The organism is Rhodanobacter fulvus Jip2, assembly GCF_000264315.1.
Taxonomy (GTDB): Bacteria; Pseudomonadota; Gammaproteobacteria; order Xanthomonadales; family Rhodanobacteraceae; genus Rhodanobacter; species Rhodanobacter fulvus.
Genome location: NZ_AJXU01000037.1, coordinates 151,130 through 173,604, shown reverse-complemented (window position 1 = coordinate 173,604; position 22,475 = coordinate 151,130). Strand labels below are relative to the sequence as shown.

19 protein-coding genes are annotated in these 22,475 nt (G+C 66.2%); 16 read left to right on the top strand and 3 right to left on the bottom strand.

What is annotated here, in order from left to right; all coding sequences use genetic code 11:
- Positions 1–56 precede the first annotated feature (56 nt).
- The 6 genes from UU9_RS10165 to UU9_RS10140 all read left to right on the top strand — a co-directional run bounded on the left by UU9_RS10165 (position 57) and on the right by UU9_RS10140 (position 9,161).
- A complete protein-coding gene (locus UU9_RS10165) occupies positions 57–2,648 on the top strand; it encodes a bifunctional diguanylate cyclase/phosphodiesterase (RefSeq protein WP_007081666.1) in 2,592 nt (863 codons plus the stop codon).
- 177 nt (positions 2,649–2,825) lie between these two features.
- On the top strand, positions 2,826–3,158 hold the full coding sequence (locus UU9_RS17545; protein WP_007081665.1) for a DUF1161 domain-containing protein: 333 nt from the start codon (positions 2,826–2,828) through the stop codon (positions 3,156–3,158).
- Between the two features lie 82 nt (positions 3,159–3,240).
- Positions 3,241–4,491 carry a TIGR03862 family flavoprotein gene (locus UU9_RS10155; protein WP_007081664.1) on the top strand — a complete coding sequence of 417 codons (1,251 nt, stop codon included), beginning with the start codon at positions 3,241–3,243 and terminating at the stop codon, positions 4,489–4,491.
- A 184-nt stretch (positions 4,492–4,675) separates the two neighbouring features.
- On the top strand, positions 4,676–5,815 hold the full coding sequence (locus UU9_RS10150; protein WP_007081663.1) for a DmsE family decaheme c-type cytochrome: 1,140 nt from the start codon (positions 4,676–4,678) through the stop codon (positions 5,813–5,815).
- A 12-nt stretch (positions 5,816–5,827) separates the two neighbouring features.
- A complete protein-coding gene (locus UU9_RS10145; RefSeq protein ID WP_007081662.1) occupies positions 5,828–8,431 on the top strand; it encodes an MtrB/PioB family outer membrane beta-barrel protein in 2,604 nt (867 codons plus the stop codon).
- Positions 8,432–8,444: 13 nt separating this feature from the next.
- Positions 8,445–9,161 carry a c-type cytochrome gene (locus UU9_RS10140; RefSeq protein WP_007081661.1) on the top strand — a complete coding sequence of 239 codons (717 nt, stop codon included), beginning with the start codon at positions 8,445–8,447 and terminating at the stop codon, positions 9,159–9,161.
- 99 nt (positions 9,162–9,260) lie between these two features.
- Here the strand turns inward: UU9_RS10140 and dbpA are convergent, their stop codons facing one another.
- A complete protein-coding gene (gene dbpA / locus UU9_RS10135) occupies positions 9,261–10,640 on the bottom strand; it encodes an ATP-dependent RNA helicase DbpA (RefSeq protein ID WP_007081660.1) in 1,380 nt (459 codons plus the stop codon).
- A 225-nt stretch (positions 10,641–10,865) separates the two neighbouring features.
- Here dbpA and folB point away from each other — a divergent pair, with 225 nt between their 5' ends.
- Both folB and folK read left to right on the top strand, forming a co-directional pair.
- A complete protein-coding gene (gene folB, locus UU9_RS10130; RefSeq protein WP_007081659.1) occupies positions 10,866–11,225 on the top strand; it encodes a dihydroneopterin aldolase in 360 nt (119 codons plus the stop codon).
- On the top strand, positions 11,225–11,713 hold the full coding sequence (gene folK / locus UU9_RS10125) for a 2-amino-4-hydroxy-6-hydroxymethyldihydropteridine diphosphokinase (protein ID WP_007081658.1): 489 nt from the start codon (positions 11,225–11,227) through the stop codon (positions 11,711–11,713). Before folB ends, folK begins: the two co-directional genes overlap by 1 nt.
- A 49-nt stretch (positions 11,714–11,762) precedes the next feature.
- On the opposite strand, the gene putA is transcribed toward folK, so the two are convergent.
- Positions 11,763–14,939, bottom strand: coding sequence for a bifunctional proline dehydrogenase/L-glutamate gamma-semialdehyde dehydrogenase PutA (gene putA, locus UU9_RS10120; RefSeq protein ID WP_040670774.1), 3,177 nt, complete (start codon positions 14,937–14,939; stop codon positions 11,763–11,765).
- Positions 14,940–15,274: 335 nt separating this feature from the next.
- Here putA and UU9_RS10115 point away from each other — a divergent pair, with 335 nt between their 5' ends.
- The 5 genes from UU9_RS10115 to UU9_RS10100 all read left to right on the top strand — a co-directional run bounded on the left by UU9_RS10115 (position 15,275) and on the right by UU9_RS10100 (position 19,535).
- Complete coding sequence (locus tag UU9_RS10115; protein WP_050982434.1) at positions 15,275–15,715, top strand: DUF2244 domain-containing protein; 441 nt, start codon at positions 15,275–15,277, stop codon at positions 15,713–15,715.
- Positions 15,716–15,735: 20 nt separating this feature from the next.
- Positions 15,736–16,671: a cytochrome c oxidase subunit II gene (coxB, locus tag UU9_RS10110; protein ID WP_007081655.1), complete on the top strand. Its 936-nt coding sequence runs from the start codon at positions 15,736–15,738 to the stop codon at positions 16,669–16,671.
- A 74-nt stretch (positions 16,672–16,745) separates the two neighbouring features.
- Positions 16,746–18,362, top strand: coding sequence for a cytochrome c oxidase subunit I (gene ctaD, locus UU9_RS10105; protein ID WP_007081654.1), 1,617 nt, complete (start codon positions 16,746–16,748; stop codon positions 18,360–18,362).
- A gap of 55 nt (positions 18,363–18,417) precedes the next feature.
- Positions 18,418–18,540 carry a hypothetical protein gene (locus UU9_RS18510; RefSeq protein WP_255357426.1) on the top strand — a complete coding sequence of 41 codons (123 nt, stop codon included), beginning with the start codon at positions 18,418–18,420 and terminating at the stop codon, positions 18,538–18,540.
- A gap of 107 nt (positions 18,541–18,647) precedes the next feature.
- Positions 18,648–19,535, top strand: coding sequence for a cytochrome c oxidase subunit 3 (locus tag UU9_RS10100; RefSeq protein WP_007081653.1), 888 nt, complete (start codon positions 18,648–18,650; stop codon positions 19,533–19,535).
- 162 nt (positions 19,536–19,697) lie between these two features.
- On the opposite strand, the gene UU9_RS10095 is transcribed toward UU9_RS10100, so the two are convergent.
- Complete coding sequence (locus UU9_RS10095) at positions 19,698–19,913, bottom strand: twin transmembrane helix small protein (protein ID WP_007081652.1); 216 nt, start codon at positions 19,911–19,913, stop codon at positions 19,698–19,700.
- A gap of 59 nt (positions 19,914–19,972) precedes the next feature.
- On the opposite strand from UU9_RS10095, the gene UU9_RS10090 reads away from it, so the two are divergent.
- From UU9_RS10090 to UU9_RS10080, 3 genes are read left to right on the top strand one after another with little or no spacing between them, the layout of a single operon-like run.
- Entirely contained in the window at positions 19,973–20,701 is a 729-nt protein-coding gene (locus UU9_RS10090; RefSeq protein ID WP_007081651.1) for an SURF1 family protein, read from the top strand.
- A gap of 12 nt (positions 20,702–20,713) precedes the next feature.
- Positions 20,714–21,298, top strand: a complete 585-nt coding sequence (locus tag UU9_RS10085; protein WP_007081650.1) for a hypothetical protein — start codon at positions 20,714–20,716, stop codon at positions 21,296–21,298.
- Positions 21,298–22,473, top strand: a complete 1,176-nt coding sequence (locus UU9_RS10080; protein WP_007081649.1) for a COX15/CtaA family protein — start codon at positions 21,298–21,300, stop codon at positions 22,471–22,473. The genes UU9_RS10085 and UU9_RS10080 overlap by 1 nt, the downstream gene beginning before the upstream one ends.
- Positions 22,474–22,475 lie beyond the last annotated feature (2 nt).

Sequence of the window (22,475 nt, the reverse complement as noted above, 5' to 3'; positions counted from 1 at the left end):
CGGAGCGAGGTATGCCCGCGCCGGGGCCACGGCGATCCTCCGCTTACGGGTGGAGCGTGCTGGCGTTGTTGCTGGGCCTGGCGCTGACGATGCTGCTGCGTTACCAGCAGATCCAGCGGGAGCAAGCCGCGCTGGATCTCACGCGCAGCGCCCTGGTCGACAAGAGCTCGGTCGCACTGATAACGCAGTTGCAGGCGGCGGAAAGCCTGCTGCGCGCGGTGCAGAGCCTGTTTCTTTCCTCCGACGAGGTCAGCGAGCAGGAGTTCGCCAACATCTACGCCAACCTGCAGCCGCGCCGCCGCTTCCCTTCGCTGCAGGCGCTTGCCTATGCGCGTAAAGAGGTACGGACGGATGGCGTTCACTACCTCACCACCTGGGTGCAGCCGCTGTCGGGCAATGCCGCCCTGGCCGGGCTGGATATCAACGCGCAGCCGAACAACCTGCAAGGCGTGATCGCCTCGCGTGATACCGACTTGCCCACCTTGTCGGCCCCGTTCCGGCTGGCGCAGCAGACGGGTGCGCTGCCGCGCAACGACGGCATCACCCTGCGCATGCCGATATTCAGCCCCGGGCCGCCGCCCGCATCGGTGGCGGAGCGGCGTCGGCGCGAGGTGGGATCGCTGGCGGTGTCGTTTCGCGTCAGCGGCCTGATCGGCAATGCGATTTCGCAAGACGTCACGCAGATGTTCCGCGTGCGCATCATCGACGTCACCGATGCCGGGGAGCAGCTGCTGTTCGACTCGGCCGCGACGGCGAAGGTCGATGGCGACAAGGACTTCCACCGCCGGCTTGCCTATGGCGGGCGGGTGTGGCGCCTCAACCTGCAACCGCGGGTGACCGCCCGGCCCGGTTTCGACCTGGGCGACTCGGCGCTGCCGGTCGGCGTGCTGGCCAGCATCCTGCTGGCGATGCTGGTGTTCACCATCGCCAGCACCCGCCAGCGGGCGATTGCCCTGGCGTGGCACATGACCAGTCGCTACCGCGAGAGCGAAGAGCGCTTTCGCGCGCTGAACGATCTGCTGCCGGCGCTGGTCCTGCTGGCCGACGGGCATGACGGCGCCATCACCTATGCCAACCGCGCGTCCCGCGAGCGGCTCGGCGAAAACGTGGGCGAGCGGCGGCTGTCGGACCTGTTCGAAGACCCGCGCCTGTATCCCGACATGCAGCAACCGGACAAGCGCGATTTCCATCGCCTCAGCGTCCAGTTGTGCGATGAGCAGGATTACCGGTTCTGGGCCGACGTGGCCATCTCCAGGGTGGTGCTGGACGGCGCCGACAAGTTGCTGATGGTGGCGATCGACGTCACCGAGCAGCGGCAATTGAACGAGATGCTGAGCTTCCAGGCCAGCCACGATGCGTTGACCGAGCTGTACAACCGGCGCGAATTCGAGAGCCGCCTGCAAAGCATCCTCAACGCCACCGAAACCGACACGCCGATGGCGGTGCTGCTGTACATCGACCTGGACCAGTTCAAGCTGATCAACGACACCTCCGGCCATATCGCCGGCGATCACCTGCTGGCGCAACTGGCGGCCACCATGCACAAGCAGCTTGCCACCGGTGACGTACTGGCAAGGCTGGGCGGCGACGAGTTCGGCGTGCTGGCGCTGGGCGTGCGCGATCGCGAGGATGCCGAAGCGGTGGCCGAGCGCATGCGCCACTGCATCGACGAATGGGTGTTCGTGTGGGAGCAGCGCAGCTACACGGTCAGCGCCAGCATCGGCGTGGTGATGATCGACCAGCCGGGCATGACCATGAAGGACCTGCTGGCGCGCGCCGACACCGCCTGCTACATGGCCAAGGAGCTGGGCCGCAACCGCGTGCATTTCTATTCCGAGCGCGACGACGAGGCGGCGCGTCGCCGCGGCGAGATGGAGTGGGCCAATCGCCTGCGCTGGGCCATCGATGAAAAACGCCTGGTGCTGGTCTATCAGGAGCTGATAGCGCTGTCGCCGCGGCCCGGGGCCGGTCCCCGGGTGGAGTTGCTGTTGCGCTTCCGCGACGATTCCGGCGCGCTGGTGCTGCCGGGCGTGTTCATGCCCGCCGCCGAGCGCTACAGCCTGATGCCGATGCTTGATCGCTGGGTGGTCGAGACCGCGCTGGCGCATTTTGACCAGTTGCACCCGGCCGGCGCCGACTTGCGGCTGGCGACGATCAACCTGTCCGGCGCCAGCGTCGAGGACGACGCGCTGGCCGACCTGATCATCGCCCTGCTGAAGAAACATGGGGTGGCGCCGTCGCGGGTGTGTTTCGAGATCACCGAAACCGTGGCGGTGCGCAACCTGTCGCGCGTGGCCCGTTTCATGGAGCAACTGCGCCAGGTTGGTTGCAAGACCGCGCTGGACGACTTCGGCGTGGGCATGTCGTCGTTCGCGTATCTGAAGAACCTGCCGATCGACATCATCAAGATCGATGGCAGCTTCATCCGCGACATGCTCACCGACCCGGTCAGCCACGCCATCGTGCGCGCGGTGGCCGACATCGGCCAGCGGCTGGGGCTGGAAGTGGTGGCCGAGTGGGTGGCCGACGAGGAAACGGTGCGCGTGCTCACCGCGATGGGCGTCGGCCACGCGCAGGGCTTCAGCCTGCACGCGCCGGAGCCGGCGCGATTCCAGCGCAACGAGACGGCGCCGCCGTCCGCGCCTTGACGCTGCATGTGGGAGCGACTTCAGTCGCGATGCGCTTGCTTTGGAGCCCAGAACAACAGCATCGCGGCTGAAGCCGCTCCCACAGGGGGCTGCCGGGTTGAGGCCATCCAGGTTCCTAGACGCAGCGTTCATCGCGGCTGTCGTCTGATGGCGGGATTCCACCCAGGAGAGGTCGCCATGAACATGCGTATCGGATTGGGAATACTGGCGCTGGCGATGATGCCGCTGCTTGCCCACGCGTCCTGCGACACGGTAAAGGCGGATATCGACGCCAAGATCAAGGCCAACGGCGTGGCCGACTACACGCTGGCCGTCGTGCCGGCGGGGCAGGAGGTAGCGTCGGGCAAGGTGGTGGGGCATTGCCAGGGCGACCAGCAGATCGTCTACACGCGCGGCGCCGTCAGCGCATCGAGCCCGGCGAGCAACAGTCCGGACAACCCGGCCATGCCGATGAATGATGACAACACCAGGGGCAGCGAGCCGACAGCGGCTTCCACCGCCGGTCATTGATCCGGCGGGCGCCGTCGCGCCCAGGCAATGCTGATGTGGGTGGCACGGATGCCATCGCCGGTGCTCGTGCGACCATGGCCGCATGACGCAAGAAAACCATTCACCGCACCTGACCATCATCGGCGGCGGGCCCGCCGGATTGATGGCGGCCGAGGTCGCCGTCGCGGCGGGTGTGGCGGTCGACGTCTACGACGCCATGGGCTCGGTCGGGCGCAAATTCCTGCTCGCCGGCAAGGGCGGACTCAACCTCACCCACGGCGAACCGCCGGCCGCTTTCGTGCAGCGCTATGGCGAACGCCAGCACGCCGTGGCGTCATGGCTGGCGGCATTCGATGCCGACGCGCTGCGTGACTGGGCCCGTGGGCTGGGCGTGGAAACCTTCGTCGGCAGCTCCGGCCGGGTATTCCCGCGCGACATGAAGGCCGCCCCGCTGCTGCGCGCGTGGCTGCGGCGCCTGCGTGAATCGGGCGTGGGTTTTCACATGCACCATCGCTGGCTGGGCTGGAACGCCTCCGGCGCGCTGCGCTTCGCCACGCCCGCCGGCGAGAAGCAGCAGCAGGCCGATGCGGTGCTGCTGGCATTGGGCGGCGCCAGCTGGCCGCGGCTGGGTTCCGATGGTGCCTGGGTTGGCGCGCTGGAACAACTTGGCGCCGAGGTGGCGCCGCTGCAACCGGCCAACGGCGGTTTCGACCTGCGCTGGAGCGAGCACCTGATCCAGCGCTTTGCCGGCGCGCCATTGAAACCGGTGGTGGCGCACTGGCGCGACCGCACGGGCCTGGACCACGCGCGCCAGGGCGAGTGCGTGATCAGCGAATACGGCATCGAAGGCAGCCTCATCTACGCCGTCGGCGCCGAGCTGCGCGAGCAACTGGTCGCGCGCGGCGAAGCAACGCTGATGCTGGATCTGGTCCCCGGCTACAGCCAGAGCGTGCTGGCCGAACGGCTGGCGGCACCGCGCGGCAAACACAGCATCGGCGACTGGCTGCGACGGCGGGCAGGGCTGGATGGCGCCAAGGCGGCACTGGTGTTCGAGCTGACCGACAAGCCCACGCTGGCCGATCCCGTGGCGCTGGCCGCGCAGTTGAAAGCGCTGCCGCTGCGCCTGTGCGCGCCGCGCCCGCTGGCCGAAACCATCAGCACCGCCGGCGGCGTACGGCTGGAGTCGCTGGACGAGGCACTGATGCTGCGCACCCGCCCCGGCGTTTTCTGCGCCGGCGAAATACTGGATTGGGAGGCTCCCACCGGCGGCTACCTGCTGACCGCCTGCTTCGCCAGCGGCGTGGTCGCCGGCCGCGGTGCGGCGCAGTGGTTGCAGGCCCAGGCGCGCGACTGAGTCCATCAGTCGGCGGTCGTCACGCCAAATTTATACGGCATTCAGTATATCGAGGGCCGTCGTTTCGACGCCGGAAGGGGCGTCACCGAAAGCACGGTTGCATGCGCTGCACAGCGCGACGCTTGGGGCGGTCCAGCCGGTCATCATTGTTTGCCGTTTTCACGCTAGCCAGGGGCTTCAAGCCATGCGTGTGATTTCGCCGTTTCTTGCTGTCGTCGCCTGTCTGATGTTGGGCACGGGTGGCCTGCTTCTCATGTCGTACGGCGCCCAGGCGCAACAGGCGGCACCGGCCCCGTCGGGCAGCGTGCCCGCCGATCATGTCTTTTCCCATCAGCTCAGCCAGAGCGACATCGCGCGGATGCTGCCGGCCACCGACATGGGTGCGAACTCGACGCGCCCGCATAATCCGCATTCGGCTGCGATGGGCGACAGCACGGCCACGCCGTTCGACGCGGCCTCGATTCCGGCCAACCCGTTGGCGCCGAATGCCGATCCGGTCGGCGCGAAAACCTGCGTCGCCTGCCATGCGCAGGAAAACGTGCAGGCGTCGCACAGCCTGCATGTGGCATCGTTCCGCGCCGGCGCCGCCAACAGCGGCCCGCAGGCGGCCTGCGAAAGCTGCCACGGCCCGGGCTCCGAGCACGCCAAGGATCCCACCGCGCCGGGCAAGATCATCGCCTTCACCCACGATGCCAAAACCTCGCCGCAGGTCCAGGCGGGCGTCTGCCTGAGCTGCCACGCCGGCGGTGCGCGGCAGCACTGGATCGGTTCGATCCATCAGACCCGCGACCTGTCCTGCACCGACTGCCACAACCCGATGGCCAAGCTCTCGCCCGAGGGTGTGCTGGCGAAATCGTCGATCAACGAGGTCTGCTCGACCTGCCATCAGGACATCCGCGCCAAGTTCAACCGCCGCTCGCACATGCCGCTGCCGGAAGGGCAGATGGCCTGCACCGATTGCCACAATCCGCACGGCTCGATCACCAAGCCGCTGCTGAAAACCGACACGGTCAACGAGACCTGCTACACCTGCCACGCCGAAAAGCGCGGGCCGTTCTTGTTCGAGCACGCGCCGGTGCGCGCCAACTGCCTCAACTGCCACGACGTGCACGGCTCCAACCAGCAAACCCTGCTGGTCGCGCCGATCCCGATGCTGTGCCAGCAATGCCACACGATGACGCGCCACCCGAACGACCTGCAGACCCGCGCTGGCATGGGCACCGGTCCATCCCCGGATGAGCGGTTGATGGGGCGCGGCTGCCTGAGTTGCCACACGAATATCCACGGCTCGAACAATCCTTCCGGACCGAAGTTCCACAAGTGACGGAGGCGGACGATGCTTGCTTTGAAAGGAAATCGCACGACGCCGACCGTGGCGGCACTCGGTTTGCTGATCGGCTTGTCCGGCATGCAGGTCGCATCGGCCAGCGATACCAGCGGCACCATGCGTGTGGGCGACATGCAGTACGGCAACGGTCTGGACCTGCGCGGCTGGACGCCGATGCTGCATCCGGCCGATCCCGACGGCATGTCGTATCTGCACCCCGGGATGCTGCGCACGCCCACGGGCGCGCTGTATCCGTACCCGCCGATGATCGATGCGGGCAAACCGCTGGGGTCGGGTGACTGGACGTATTCCGGGCTGCTGGAATTCGGCTACCTGCACGTGGGCGGTGATCGCAACGCCGAATATTTTCGCCAATACGACGACTGGAAAAGCAGCGCGGTGCTGGGCCTGTTCGCGCTCGATTTCAACAATCGCCAGACCGGCAGCTATGTGGATTTCCGCGGCAGCCGGGTCAGCGGCAACGACCAGTTCTATCGCTTGCGCGGCGGCAAATACGGCAGTTACCGGATCGAAGGCTTCTATCGCGACATGCCGCATACGGTGTCCACCAGCGCCTACCCGATCTGGAACGGCATCGGCGGTACCGACCTGACCCTGCCGGCGTCGCTGCTGGCCGGCGCCAGCACGCCGGCGCAGGTGGCCGCGGTGTCGGCCGCCGCGCCCCGGCGCAGCATCGGACTGGTGCGCACGCGCGCGGGGCTGAGTTACGAGGGCACGCTGTACCGCAACTGGATCGGCTCGGCCGCGATCACCAACGAGAAGCGCAGCGGCACCCGGTTGTGGGGTGGCTCGATGTTCTTCAACTATCCGTTCCCCGACAACGGCGGCGTACTGGAAACCGTGCGGCCGATCGACTTCCGCACCACCGACATCAACCTCAGTGTGCGCAACGTCGGCAAGCTGTGGCATTTCCTGGCCACCTACAACGGCTCGTTCTTCCGCAACCACAAGAACCATCTCGACTTCGAGAGCCCGTTCGCGCTGTGGAACGTCGTCGGCACGCCGCAAGTGGCCAACATCGAGAACGGCCAGTTCTCGCTGGAGCCGAACAACGATTACCACAACATCCGGCTGGACCTGTCGCGCGAGCTGAAGGGTAACGGCCAGTTCACCATCGCCGGTGCGTGGGGCACGATGCGCCAGAACGATGCGCTGCTGCCGCCGACCACCTGCACCGGTACCGGCGGCATCTTCATCGCGCCGCCGGTCGATTACACCTTCCAGTGCGCCAACTGGAACACCACCGGGGCGTTGTCGCAGCGCAGTGCCAACGCCCGCATCGACACCGGCCTGCTCGACGCGCGGGTCACCTTTCGGCCCACGCCCAAGTTCGGCTGGCACGCCAACCTGCGCTGGTACCGCGAGGACAACAAGACCCGCTACCTCGCCTACAACCCGCTCACCGGCCAGTACGGCTACATCTCCGAAAACGGTTCCCAAGGCAGCATCGTGCCGGGCGAAACCGGCATTTTCGACCCGACCAACCCGCTGTACCAGTCGTACATGGTCAGCGTGCGCAACGTGCCGTTCGGTTACACCGACACCATCCTGGAGCTGGCCACCGACTGGCAGATCGGCCGCAAGACCTCGCTCGGTGTCACCTATACCTATGACCACAACCAGCCGAAATACCGCGAGCGCAAACGCGTCGACGACCAGCGCATCAAGTTCGACTGGGTCAGCCGCGACGTCATCGGCGCCACCGTTCGACTGAGCTGGGAATACGCCAAACGCGATGGCGACAAGTACAACTACGATCCGTACGCGCAGTTTTTCTCCGAGTCGCTGCCCGGCTATGTCGAACCGGCCACCGGCGTCGCCGTGCACACCGTCGCCGACATGCGCAAGTACGATCTGTCCGACCGCACCGAGAGCAAGGCGCGCGCGATCGTCACCTACCCGTGGGGCGAGTCGGCGACGCTGTCGGCCACGTTCTACGGCAACCGCGACAACTACGACGCGTTGATCGGCCGGCAGGATACGCGTACCACCGGCAGCACGCTGCAGTGGGATTGGCAGCCGACTCCGGCGACCACGATGAACGTCTACCTGGGCGCGGAAACGTCGCGCATGGGCATTTCCAACGTGGCCGACAACGAGGCACTGGTCGGTGCCGACATCGGCCAGACCGATCCGAACCTGGGCGGGCCGCTGTATCCCTACGCCAATCAATGGTGGGAATTCGATCGCGAACGCAACCGCAACGCGGGTCTGAGTTTCAGCCACGACTTCAGCCGCGTGCGCTTCGATCTCAGCTACAACTACACCGGCTCACTGGGGCGCGTCGGTTATGACTACGCCTCGCTCGCCGCGCTGGCCTATAAAGGTGCCGATGCGGCCGCCGCCGTCGGCGACGGATTTCCCGACAACAAGTACCGCACCAACACGCTGGACCTGGGCATGAGTTTCAGCCTCACACGTGACGTCGGCGTGCGCGTGTTCGGCCGCTATCAGACCGGCGCGTTCAGCGACTGGCATTACGCCGGCTTCAACGACACGCTCAGCTATGACCACCGCATCTACACCGACAAGGGCGGCCAACTGCATTACAGCGCCAGCCTGGTCGGCGTGATGTTGAATTTGAAGCTGTGAGGAGGATGACGGCATGACGTATCGCAGCAACCTCCTGCTGGCCGGCCTGCTGGTGATGGCCGGTGCCGCCACCGGCGCCATCGCGCAAGAAGCACCCGCAGCAGACACCAGTGCATCGGCACCTGCGGCAACGCTGGACCTGCGCCGCATCCAGCCTATCAGCGGTGATGCCCACGCCGGTGCCGGCAAGGCCGCGGTGTGCGCGGCCTGCCACGGCGCGCAGGGCGTGGCGATCGCGCCGACCTTCCCGAACCTGGCCGGACAATCGGCCACCTACCTGTACGTGCAGCTGAAGGAATTCCACGACGGCGAGCGCAACGATCCGGTGATGACCGCGCAGGCCGCGCCGCTGAGCGATACCGATATGCGCGACCTGGCCAGCTACTACGCGTCGCTGGCGCCGAAGCCGGCGGGCCAGGCCGATGCGAATTCGCGCGGTGCGCAGTTGTATCTGGCCGGTGATCCGGAGCAAGGCATCCCGCCTTGCCAGGGTTGTCATGGACCGACCGGACTTGGTCCGCAACCGCACTGGAGTAGCGCGCCGCAACCGCCATGGGCCACTTATCCGCATCTGCGCGGCCAATCATCGTTGTATACCGCCAAGCAGCTGGGCGATTTCAAGAGCGGCGCGCGTGCCGGCAGCAGCAATGCGAAGGTGATGCAGGGCGTAGCCGCCACGCTGGGCGACGACGATGTGCAGGCGCTGTCGACGTATCTGTCCACGCTTTGAAACGCAGCGATTTATGTGGGAGCGGCTTCAGCCGCGATGCTTTTCAAACAGTCAAAAACATCGCGGCTGAAGCCGCTCCCACAAGGGCTGCGTGGCGAATCAGCCCAGTGGGCGCACGCGGAAGTTGCGGCCCTTGATCTTGCCCGCCCGCAGTTGTTCCAACGCCTTGTTCGCCAGCGAGCGCGTGATTGCCACGTAGGCGCGAGTGGCGAACACGTCGATCTTGCCAATGTCCTTCGCGGCCAATCCTGCGTCGCCGGTGAGCGCGCCGAGGATGTCGCCGGGACGCAATTTGTCCTGCCGGCCGGCATCGATCACCAGCGTTTTCATTGGCGCCAGGTGCAGAGCCTTGCCGCGCGATGGCGTGATTTTCAACGGCCGCCACGGCAGCGGGGTGCCGTTCAATTCTTCGATGTTCGCCGCTTTCGGCCGCTCGCGCGGCGTGCACAGGGTGATCGCCAGGCCGCTCTCGCCGGCGCGGCCGGTGCGGCCGACGCGGTGGGTGTGGGTTTCCGGGTCGTGCGCGATGTCGTAGCTCACCACCAGTGGCAGCGCCACGATGTCGAGGCCGCGCGCAGCGACGTCGGTGGCCACCAGCACGGCGCAGCTGTGGTTGGCGAAGCGCACCAGCACTTCATCGCGGTCGCGCTGCTCCATGTCGCCGTGCAGGGCCAGTGCGGAGAAGCCGCGGCGGTCCAGTTCCTGCGCCACCGCGTCCACCTCGCGGCGCATGTTGCAGAACACCAGCGCCTGCTCGGCGTGTGCGCCGCCCAGCAACTGGGTCAGCGCGTCGATCTTCTGCGCCGGCTCCACTTCGTGGAAACGCTGTTCGATCGCCGGCTTCTCATCGGCGGGCGCTTCCACCGTCACTTCCACCGGATCGTTCTGCACGCGCTGGCTCACCGCGCGGATTTCCTCCGGGTAAGTGGCCGAGAACAGCAAGGTCTGATGATGTTTCGCGATGCGCCCGATAATGTCGTCGATGGCTTCGGTGAAGCCCATGTCGAGCATGCGGTCGGCCTCGTCCAGCACCAATACCTTGATGCCGCCGCCGTGCAGGCTCTGCCGTTTCAGGTGCTCCTGCACGCGGCCGGGCGTGCCCACCACGATATGCGGATCGTGCGTCAGCGAGGCCAGTTGCGGCCCCAGCGGCATGCCGCCGCACAGGGTCAGCAGCTTCACGTTGGGGATATTGGCGGCCAGCTTGCGGATCGCCTTGCTGACCTGGTCGGCCAGTTCTCGCGTGGGACACAGCACCAGCGCCTGCAGCCGGATCGTATCCACGTCGATCGCCTGCAGCAGGCTCAGCCCGAACGCGGCGGTCTTGCCGCTGCCGGTCTGCGCCTGCGCGATCACGTCGCGGCCTTCCAGCATCGGCGGCAGGCTTTGCGCCTGTACCGGGGTCATTTCGGTGTAGCCGAGGGTTTCCACGCTGGCGAGCAGGGCGGGTTTGAGCGGGAGTGTGGTGAAGGAAGTCATGCACCATGATCGCATCTATGCCGCGCGCTCGTTGGGTGTGCGGCGGCTGGCGGCCCTTCGACTCCGCTGCGCTACGCTCAGGGCGAACGGCGTGTAGCGGTGCAATCCAACTACCGTTCTCCCTGAGCGTAGCGCAGCGGAGTCGAAGGGCCACGCATCGCCACGCTTGCATCCACCCGCGTGCTGACCGACCCTGTGCGGCTACCGTCATCAGTGATCACCGCCATGGATATCGTTTTCATCGAGGACCTGCGCGTCGATACCGTCATCGGCATCTACGACTGGGAGCGCCGCGTGCGCCAGACCTTGTCGCTGGACGTGGAGATGGCGTTCGACAACAGCGTGCCCGCCGCCGACGACGATATCGAGAAGACGCTCAACTACAAGGACGTGTCCAAGCGCCTCAGCGCGTACGTGAGCGAGTCCAGCTTCGGCCTGGTGGAGACGCTGGCCGAGCGTTGCGCGGCGATCATCCGCGAGGAGTTCGGGGTGAGCTGGGTGCGGCTGAAGTTGTCCAAACCCGGCGCGGTGCGCGGCGCGCATGCGGTGGGCGTGCGGATCGAACGCGGCCAGCGGCCCGCCTGATGGCACGCGTCTATTTGAGCCTGGGCTCCAATATCGAGCCGCAGCGCTATCTGCCCGCCGCGTTGGCGGAATTGCGGCAGGCATTCGGCGAGATCACCGTGTCGCCGGCGTACCGCAGCCGTTCGGTGGGTTTCGACGGCGCGGATTTCGTGAACCTGGCGGTGGGGCTGGATACGCCGCTGTCGCCGCCCGCGCTGAATGACTGGTTGCACGCACTGGAGGATCGCCACGGCCGCCGTCGCGACGGCCCGCGTTACTCCGATCGCACGCTGGACCTGGACATCGTGTTCTACGACGCGCTGGTCATCGACGGCCCGGGCCACCTGCAGCTGCCGCGCAAGGAATTGAAGCACGCGTTCGTGTTGCGGCCGATCGCCGATATCGCACCGGATTTCCGCCACCCGATCGGCGGCCAGCGCATGGCCGAGCTGTGGGCCGCGTTCCCGGTGGAGCGCGAGCCATTGATGCCGGAAACGCTGCCGGGGTGATGCCGCGACCGCGTGTGGCGTGCCGGTCGGCTACGCGACACGTGCCTGTTTACTCGCCGATGGTCAGCAGCGAGGCATTGCCGCCGGCGGCCGTGGTGTTGATGGTCAGCACGCGTTCGGTGGCGAAGCGCAGCAGGTAGTGTGGGCCGCCGGCCTTGGGGCCGGTGCCGGAGAGGTTTTCGCCGCCGAACGGCTGCACGCCCACCACCGCGCCGATCTGGTTGCGGTTGACGTAGCAGTTGCCCACCCGCGTGTGCGTGGCCAGGTATTCCACGGTGTCGTTGATGCGGCTGTGGATGCCCAGGGTGAGGCCGTAGCCGGCGGCGTTGATCTGCTGCGCCACGCCGGCCAGGTCGCTGGCCTTCCAGCGGATCACGTGCAGCACGGGGCCGAAGATCTCCCGTTGCAGCACATCGAGCGAGGCGATCTCGTAGGCGCGCGGCGCGAAGAAACTGCCGTGCTCCGTGCGGGAAGGATCCAGCGTCACCTCGGCGATCTTCTTCGCCTCGCGATCCATCCGCGCCGCGTGGTCGATCAGGATCTGCAGTGCGTCGTCGTCGATCACCGGGCCCAGGTCGGTGGACAGCAGGCCCGGGTCGCCCACCTCCAACTCGGCCATGGCGCCGGCCAGCATCGCGGTGACCTTGTCGGCGATGTCTTCCTGCACGAACAGCACGCGCGCGGCCGAGCAACGCTGGCCCGCGGACTGGAACGAGGAGGCCATCACGTCCTTCACGATCTGCTCGGGCAGGGCAGAGGAATCGGCGATCATCGCGTTCTGGCCGCCGGTTTCGGCGATCAGCGCGGCGATCGGCGCGTTGCGCGCGGCCAGCGCGCGGTTGATCGCCCACGCGGTGTCGGTGGAACCGGTGAACGCCACGCCGGCCACGCGCGGGTCCTTCGTCAATGCCACGCCCACCACGGCGCCGTCACCCGGCACGAACTGCAGCACGTCGGCGGGGATACCGGCCTCGTGCAGCAGTTTCACCGCCAGGTAGCCGATCAGGCTGGTTTGTTCGGCGGGCTTGGCGATCACCGCGTTGCCGGCCGCCAGCGCGGCGCTGACCTGGCCCAGGAAAATCGCCAGCGGGAAATTCCACGGGCTGATGCAGACGAACACGCCGCGGCCGTTGAGGAACAGTTGGTTGGTTTCGCCGGTGGGGCCGGGCAGTTGCTCGGGCTGGCCGAACAGGCGCCGCGCCATGGTGGCGTAGTAGCGCAGGAAATCGGCCGCCTCGCGGATCTCGGCGATGGCGTCGGGCAGGTTCTTGCCGGCCTCGCGCACGCACAGCGCGATGAACTCGCCGCGGCGCGCTTCCAGCAGATCGGCGGCGTGCTCCAGGATGGCGGCGCGGCTGGCGGCGGGCAGGCGATCCCAGCCCAGCTGCGCGCCCAGCGCGTTGTTCAGCGCCGTGTCCACGGTGGCGGCATCGGCGCTGACGTAGCTGCCCAGGCTCTGGCGGCGGTCGGCGGGGTTGGTCACCGGCACGATCACATTGCCGGCGGCGGCGCCGGGCACCAGCGGCGTGGCCGTCCACGGGCCGGGGTGCGCGTTTACCGCCTCGGCCATCGCCCGCAATTCGTTGTCGTTGGAAAAGTTGACGCCCATGGAATTCTTCCTGGATACAGCATTCGGATTTTGCGCAAGCGCCGTGCTCTCGGCGTAGAGATTCACCGGCAACGGGATGCGCGGATGTGGGATCGAAGCGAACGCGCGCACCGTCTCGCACGGGTCGGCCACCAGCTCGCGCACCGGCACGCTCTCGTCCACCACGCGGTTGACGAAACTGGTGTTGGCGCCGTTTTCCAGCAGGCGGCGCACCAGGTAGGGCAGCAGGTCTTCGTGCGTGCCCACCGGCGCGTACACGCGGCAGGGCACGTTCAAGTTGTCCGGCCCGATCACCTCGGCGTACAGGTCGGTGCCCATGCCGTGCAGGCGCTGGTATTCGAACGCGCGTCCCTGCGCGATGTGATGCACGGCGGCGATGGTGTGCGCGTTGTGGGTGGCGAACTGCGGATAGATCAGCTCGCTGCCGCCATCGAACAGGCGCCGCGCGCAGGCCAGGTACGACACGTCGGTGTTCGGCTTGCGCGTGTAGACGGGGTAGCCGGCCAAACCGGTTTCCTGCGCGCGCTTGATCTCCGCGTCCCAGTAGGCGCCCTTCACCAGCCGCACGTACCAGCGGCGGTGGGCGGCGCGCGCGGTTTCGATCAGCCAGTCGATCACGAACGGGGTGCGCTTGGCGTAGGCCTGCACCACGATCCCCAAGCCGTTCCAGCCTTCCAGCGACGGATGCGCGAAGACGTCGCCGATGATGTCCAGCGACAGCTCCAGCCGATCGGCCTCCTCGGCGTCGACCGACAGCGCGATGCCGTGCTTCATCGCCAGCTGCGAAAGCTCCAGCAATTTTTCGGTGAGCTGACGATGGGCCAGCTCGCGCTTGGCCACTTCGTAGCGCGGATGCAGCGCCGACAGCTTCACCGAGATCGACGGCGCATCCATGTGGTTGGCGAACGGGCCGCGTGCGCCGATGGCGGCGATGGCGCGGCGGTAGTCCTCCTGGTAGCGCTCGGCGGTTTCGGCGGTGATCGCCGATTCGCCGAGCATGTCGTACGAATAGCGATAACGCGCGTTCTCCTTCTTCGCGCAACGGTCCAGCGCCTCATCGATCGTGCGGCCCATCACGAACTGATGGCCCATGATGCGCATTGCCTGGCGCACCGCCAGGCGGATCGCCGGCTCGCCCGCGCGGCCCACCAGCCGGCGCAGCGAGCCGGTGAAATCGTGGCGGGTGTCCTCGCTGAGCGTTACCAGCTGGCCGGTCAGCATCAAGCCCCAGGTGGAGGCGTTGACGAACAGCGACTCGCTCTGGCCCAGGTGCTTCTTCCAGTTCGCATCGCCCAGCTTGTCGCGGATCAGCTTGTCGGCGGTGCCCTTGTCGGGGATGCGCAGCAGCGCCTCGGCCACGCACATCAGCAGCACGCCTTCCTCGGAGGAAAGGTCGTACTGGCGCATGAAGGATTCGATCGCGCTCTGGTCGTTCGATCGCGCACGCACGCGGGTGACCAGGCCGGCGGCCACGTCGATCACCTGTTCGCGTTCGACCGGTGGCAGCGTGGCTTGCGCCAAGAGGTCGTTCACCGCTTCGGTTTCGTCGCGCAGCCAGGCGGCGGTGATGCGGGCGCGGGCGGGTTCGACAGCGTCCGGCAATTCGGGGCTGAGGATGGGTGATGCAGGGGGAGGGTAGTTCACGGAAGGACCGCAGGTATGCCGGGGAATCCGCCGGGGAGGGGCGGGAATCGCCGGATTGTACGCCGCGGCATGACGGCCCGGACCCCTGCCAAAAGGGGGGTATGGCACGCTGCCACACCTGTGCCTGGCGGGCGACGCCGGGCGCGACTGGCGTTGCGCGACGGCGCGTCTTTCGGGCTGATCCAGGTCAGCAGGGTGCGACATTCTTGCCCACTGCCTCGCCGCGGCCTATCATTCCGTCGTTCCAGGCGCGCCGGATGTTCATGATCGTGCTTCGACCAACCGCCGCCGGGCTGCCGTGCGTGACGATGTGGCTTCGGCCCAATCGCATGCTGAGTCGGAGGGGGCTGGTACGGCTCATCGTGGCTCTGGTGGTTCTGGCGTTGATGTCGGCGGGGCTTGGCGTGTGGCAGGGGAATGTGTTTGCCCCGCTGTTTGCCGTGATCGAGTCGGTCGCCGTGGCCTGCGCGTTGAGCGTGGCCTGGCGTTCTGGCGATCGCGGCGAACGCATCACCCTCGACGAATCGTCGCTGGAGGTGCAATCGCTGCCTGGTCGGCGTTGCACGCGATTCCAGTCGTACTGGGTGCGCGTGGTGCTGGAGCCTGGCGAGGGACGCCATCGGCTTTTGCTGGCATCGCACGGAAACGCGTTGGAAATTGGTGCGTTCCTGGCCGAACAGGAGCGTGCCGAGCTGTCGAAGAAACTCATGGTGTTGCTGTCCGCCATTCACGGCCAGCCGCGCAAGTAGGTACAACAAAGGTGCAAGACATGACATCTGGCAGCATCCGGCATCACGGCATCGGGCGGGCATTCACCACACTGACCATTGGCGCGCTCGCGCTGTTCGGTGGCGTCGCCCAGGCCAATCCGCACCCCTGGCAGTTGAACCTGACCCGCGGCGCGAGCACCTGGTCCCCGGTGCCATATCACTTGAACAACATCTCGCTGGCCGTGTGCACGGTGATCGGCCTGCTGGTGTTCGGCGCGATGTTCATCGCGATGTTCCGTTTCCGCAAATCACGCGGTGCCGTGGCCGAGAAGTGGTCGCACAACACCATGGTCGAAGTGGTCTGGACCACGATCCCGGTGCTGATCCTGGTCACGCTGGCCTGGCTCGCCACCACCGGCCTCACCTCGTGGGCGGACACCACCGGCTCGCAGATGACGGTCAAGGTCACCGGCTACCAGTGGAAATGGCGCTACGACTACGTCGACTACCTGGGCAAGCCGGTCGCCAAGGTCGGCTTCATGTCCAAGCTGGACCAGCAGAGCGACGACACCCGCCAGCTCGATTCGGGCATGGACCCCTACGCGGTCAGGGTCGGTGACGAAAACACCTACCTGCTGAATGTCGACAAGCCGCTGGTGGTGCCGGTCGACACCAAGATCCGTTTCGTGATCACCAGCGGTGACGTGATCCATTCGTGGTGGGTGCCGGCAACCGGCTGGAAGATCGACGCGATCCCCGGCATCGTCAACTCGGCATGGGCCAACTTCACCACGCCGGGTACGTACCGCGGCCAGTGCGCCGAGCTGTGTGGCCAGGACCATGGCTTCATGCCGATCGTGGTGGTGGTCAAGTCCAAGGCGGATTTCGCCACCTGGCTGGCCGCGCAGGAGGCCGCTTCCAGCGCGCCGGCGGCGGCGCCGCAGACCGCGCAAGTGGCCGCACCCGCACCGGTATCCGCTGGCGGGCAGGGCTGATCGCTCCGCACTCTTTTCGCCCTCCGCAGTTTCACGCAGTCGCATTCAATATTTCAGGTTAGAGGTGCACGGCCATGTCCTACGCAGCCACCCATGATCAGCACGATGATCACCACGGCGCGCCGAAAAGTTTCTTCCAGCGTTGGTGCATGTCCACCAACCACAAGGACATCGGCACGCTGTATCTGGTTTTCGCGCTGACGATGTTCTTCATCGGCGGCTCGTTCGCCATGGGCATCCGTGCCGAGTTGTTCAAGCCCGGCCTGCAGTTGATGCAGCCGTACTTCTTCAACGAGCTGACCACCATGCATGCGCTGGTGATGATCTTCGGCGCGATCATGCCGGCCTTCGTGGGCCTGGGTAACTGGATGATCCCGTTGATGGTCGGCGCGCCGGACATGGCGCTGCCGCGCATGAACAACCTGTCGTTCTGGATCCTGCCGTTCGCCTTCATCCTGATGCTGTCCACCCTGTTCCTGCCCGGCGGTGGCCCGGCCGGTGGCTGGACGATGTATCCGCCGCTGTCGCTGCAGAGCAACTCGCTGGCGTACGTGGTGTTCGCGATCCACCTGATGGGCATCAGCTCGATCATGGGCGCGATCAACATCATCGCCACCATCCTCAACATGCGCGCGCCCGGCATGGACCTGATGAAGATGCCGGTGTTCGTGTGGAGCTGGCTGATCACCGCGTTCCTGCTGATCGCCGTGATGCCGGCGCTGGCCGGCGCGGTGACGATGCTGCTTACCGACAAGTACTTCGGCACCAACTTCTTCAACCCGGGCGGCGGCGGCGACCCCGTCCTGTATCAGCACATCTTCTGGTTCTTCGGTCACCCCGAGGTCTACATCATGATCCTGCCCGCGTTCGGGATCATCTCGGAAATCGTGCCGACCTTCGCCCGCAAGCCCATCTTCGGCTACAAGGCGATGGTGTTCGCGATCGCCTGCATCGCCTTCCTGTCGTTCATCGTGTGGGCGCACCACATGTTCGCGGTGGGCCTGCCGCTGGGCGCCGAAATCTTCTTCATGTACGCCACCATGCTGATCTCGGTGCCGACCGGCGTGAAGGTGTTCAACTGGGTCGCCACCATGTGGGGCGGTTCGATGACGTTCGAGACGCCGATGCTGTTCTCGATCGCCTTCATCATCCTGTTCACCATCGGCGGCTTCTCCGGCCTGATGATGGCGCTGGTGCCGGCCGACTTCCAGTATCACGACACCTACTTCATCGTGGCGCATTTCCACTATGTGCTGGTGACCGGCGCGCTGTTCGCGATCATTGCCGCCGCGTATTACTGGATGCCGAAGTGGACCGGCAACATGTACAGCGAGTTCTGGGGCAAGGTGCATTTCTGGAACAGCGTGGTCTGGGTGAACGTGTTGTTCTTCCCACAGCACTTCCTGGGCCTGGCCGGCATGCCGCGCCGCATCCCCGACTACAACGTGGCGTTCGCCAACTTCAACATGGTCAGCTCGATCGGCGGTTTCCTGTTCGGCGCCTCGCAGTTGATCTTCGTCGGCGTGCTGATCCATTGCGTGTTCTTCTCGAAGAAGAAGGCCACCGATCGCGTGTGGGAAGGCGCCAAGGGGCTGGAGTGGACCGTGCCGTCGCCGGCGCCGTATCACACCTTCGAGCTGCCGCCGGTGGTTCGTGACGAAGAACTGGCCCACGGCCACGTGAACGACTGATTCTTGCCGCACCCTTGCGCCTTCGTGGCTGCAGGGTGCAAAGAGAGCCGAGGCCATGAGCGAACATCAACAAGACGACGAAAGCCGCAAGGGTGTGAATCGCACCGTGAAGATACTTCTCGTCATCGTGCTGGTGTTCTTCGCGCTGTCGTTCGTGCAGATCCTGCTGATGAAGTAGCGGTTGCCACATCTTTCCTTTCAACCGGTCGGTTATTGACCGGCATGCAGTTCCCCGGGCGGCACGACGGGGCAGAAGTCATCAAGAGAAATCCACGGGGTCTCACCATGGGTCAGCAGCACGACGCGTATTTCGTTCCGACCAAGAGCTACTGGCCGATCGTGGCCGCAGTAGTCATGTTCATCACCGTGTTCGGTGCCGCGCACTGGTTGAACGCCGGCCCCGGCGAAGCCGGTTTCGGCAAGGGTGTGCTGACGATCGGCGTGATCGGCATCATCGGCATGTTCTTCGGCTGGTTCCGCTCGGTGATCAACGAATCGCTGGCTGGCAGCTACAACGCCCAGGTGGACACCTCGTTCCGCATGGGCATGATGTGGTTCATCTTTTCCGAAGTGATGTTCTTCGGTGCCTTCTTCGGCGCCCTGTTCTACATCCGCATGTATTCGCTGCCGTGGCTCGGCGGCCATGGCCACGGCGTGCTGACCCACCAGTTCCTGTGGAGCGACTACGTCGCGTCCTGGGGCGCCAATGGTGGTGGCGGCCCGGAGCAGGTCGGTGGAGCGTTCCGCACCGTGCCGGCGTGGGGCCTGCCGCTGCTCAATACGATGTTGCTGCTCACCTCCAGCGTCACGGTGACGATCGCCCATCACGCCTTGCGTGCGGGACAGCGCGGCAAGATCCTGCTGTTCCTGGGCCTCACCGTGCTGCTCGGCGCCACGTTCCTGTATTTCCAGGCGCACGAGTACATGGAGGCGTACAACGAGCTGAACCTCACCCTGCGCAGCGGCGTCTACGGTGCCACCTTCTTCATGCTGACCGGCTTCCACGGCCTGCACGTGACGCTGGGCACGATCATGCTTCTGGTGATCTGGTTCCGCGTGTTGAAAGGCCATTTCAACAAGGATCACCATTTCGGATTCGAGGCGGTGGCGTGGTACTGGCACTTCGTCGACGTGGTCTGGCTGTGCCTGTTCCTGTTCGTCTACATCCTCTGAACGACAGGCTCGCCGCATGAAAAAACCCGCCAATCGGCGGGTTTTTTTTGGCCGGCGATCCGGCGTGTTCTGCAAGGGGCGGTTTGTGCCGGTCGGCGGATGCGCCGCGACGGCGTGCGCGAATGTCGCGCGCGGCGCGCGGGCGCCGCGGGGGCAGTACAATCAGCCGCCGACGTCGTGCGGTTGCAGCCATCCCATCCAGATGCCGAACGCAACCATGCCGATCAACACGATCGACAGGCCGATGCGCCGGGTCAGCGCCCACACCGTGCGCTTGTCGTCGTCCTTGTCGGTCATCATGAAGTACAGCGCCTGGCCGAGGCTGAAAATCACCACCAGCAGCATCACCACCAGCGCATATTTGTAGATGGTTTCCACGTGATTGATCCGAAGGAATTCGACATCGCCAGTATAACCACCGCCGGCAGGCGTTCCGCATGATGCGGCTGCGCCGTCCGCCCTGGTGGGCGCTGCTGCTTACCGTGGCCGGAGCGGCGCTGTTCGTGTATCTGGGCGTCTGGCAGCTGCATCGGGCCGACTACAAGGAAGCGCTTCTGCGGCGCTATGCCACATCCGTTTCGGCCGCGGCGCAGGACTTTGCCGGCGTCGCGGTGCGGCCGCCGACGGACAGCTTTCCGCGAGTGCGCGCCCGTGGCCGTTACCTGCTTGATCGCATCTACCTGCTGGACAACCCGCACCACGATCATCGCGGTGGCGTCGAGGTCTTCGTGCCGTTTGCGGTCGAGGGTGAAACCAGCTTGCTGCTGGTCGACGCGGGCTTCCTGCATCCCGGCGCCAACGGCACCACGCCAGCGCTGCCGGCCTTGCCGAAAGAGGAAACCACGCTGCAGGGGTTGTATGTGCCGCCGCCGCCGGTTGGTTTCGAGATGGGTGGCAACGCGCTGGCACGGCAGACGCACTGGCCGAAGGAAAGCATTTTTCTCGACCCGACCGAGCTCGCCGCCGATCTGGGCCGCCCGCTGTTTCCACGCGTGCTGGCGCTGGATGCGGACCCCGTTTCCGGCTACATCCGCCAGCATTCGCTTGAACTTTCGATGACGCCCGCGCGCCACCGTGCCTATGCGTTCCAGTGGTTTTCGTTTGCGCTGGCGGCGGTGGCGATCCTGCTGGTGTTGAATCGCGACAAGCGCCGCCGTTCTCCTTGAAGATGCCTGACCATGAATGAAACCCGCTCCCCTTCGTCACCCCATTCGCGCAAGCGAAGCCGGCTGTATCTGGTGTTGATCGCGCTGGTGTTCGCCGCGCCCATGCTGGTGGCCGGTCTGCTGACCCTGGCGGGGTGGCAGCCCGGCACCAAGGGCAACGGCGAGCCCATCGTGCCGCAACGGAATTTCGTGGCGGAGAAGCTCGACGTGCAACTGGCGGATGGCCATCCGTACGCCTGGCGCGACAGCAAGCCGCGGATGACCCTGGTGGCGCTGCCCGGGCCCGATTGCGCGGCGCGGTGTTTCGATCTGCTCACCGGTCTGGCCAAGGCGCGGGTGATGCTCAACCGCAACCAGGGGCGCCTGCGCCTGCTCTATCTCGGCGCGCCGCCGGCCGATCCGCAGCGCCGCGAGGCGATGCAGCCGTTCTGGCTGCTGGGCAAGGACGTGGGCGACAAGCTGGCGACGTTCCGCCCGTCCGCGCCGGACAGCCTCGGCGTGGTGCTGGTGGAATCCAACGGCACCGCGTTGTCGTACTACCCGGCCGGCTTCGATGGCCCCGGCTTGGCGCGTGATCTGCAAAAGGTGGTCAAGTGATGTCGCTGCGAATGAAGCGATGGTTGCGCTGGCTGGCGGCCTTTGCGGCCCTGTTCGCGTTCGGGCTGGTGATGTTCGGCGCCTTCGTGCGGCTGTCCAACGCCGGGCTGTCGTGCCCGGATTGGCCGACCTGTTATGGCCAGGTCACCTGGCCGCAGCATGCGCAGGCAGTGGCGCATGCCGACGCCAGTTTTCCGGATCGTCCCTATGAGGCGCACAAGGCCTGGCGTGAGCAGGTGCACCGCTTCCTGGCCGGCACGCTCGGCGTGATGGTGCTGGTGCTGGCCTTGCTGGCCAGCTGGCGTCGTCGCCGCGCGCTGGCGGCGGTGGTCACCGGCGCCGTGTTCGCGGCCGTCGGCGTTGGCATGTACATGCACGGCGAACACCTGTGGTCGTCGGCGCTGGCCGCCTGCGCCATCGCGCTGCCGCTGTTTGCGTCGCTTGGCCTGAATCGGCCGGGCGCGTGGAAGATCAGCGTGTTCGCGCTGGCGGTGATCATCTTCCAGGCCATGCTGGGCATGTGGACGGTAACGCTGCTGCTGAAGCCGGTGGTGGTTACCAGCCATCTGCTCGGCGGCATGACCACGTTCGGCCTGCTGGCCTGGGCGGCGCTGCGCTTTGCCGGCGTGGGCGCGGCGGACGATGGCCTGGCCAGCCTGCGCAAGCTGGTGGTGATCGGCGTGGTGTTGCTGGCCTGCCAGATCGCGCTGGGTGGCTGGACCTCGGCGAACTACGCGGCGCTGGCCTGCGGCTACGGCCCGGGTTCGTTCCCCGAATGTCTCGGCCAATGGATGCCGGCGACGGATTTCAAGCAGGGCTTCATCCTGTGGCGCGGCATCGGCGTCAACTACGAGGGCGGCGTGCTGGATCTGCCGGCGCGCAGCGCGATCCAGCTGGTGCACCGGCTGGGGGCGCTGGTGGTGTTCTGCTATCTGGCGTGGTTGTCGTTCAAGGCGTCGCGGCAGGGGCTGCGCGGGTTTGGCATCGCCATCGCGGTGACCCTGGTCTGCCAGGTCTTGCTGGGCATCAGCAACGTGCATTTCGGCTTGCCGCTGCCCGTGGCTACCGCGCACAACGGCATGGCGGCGCTGTTGCTGTTCGCCTTGCTGGCCACGCTGGCGCGCACCCAGTGTCGGGCGGCGGTCGCCGCGGACGAACCGGTGCACGGCGGTTGAAC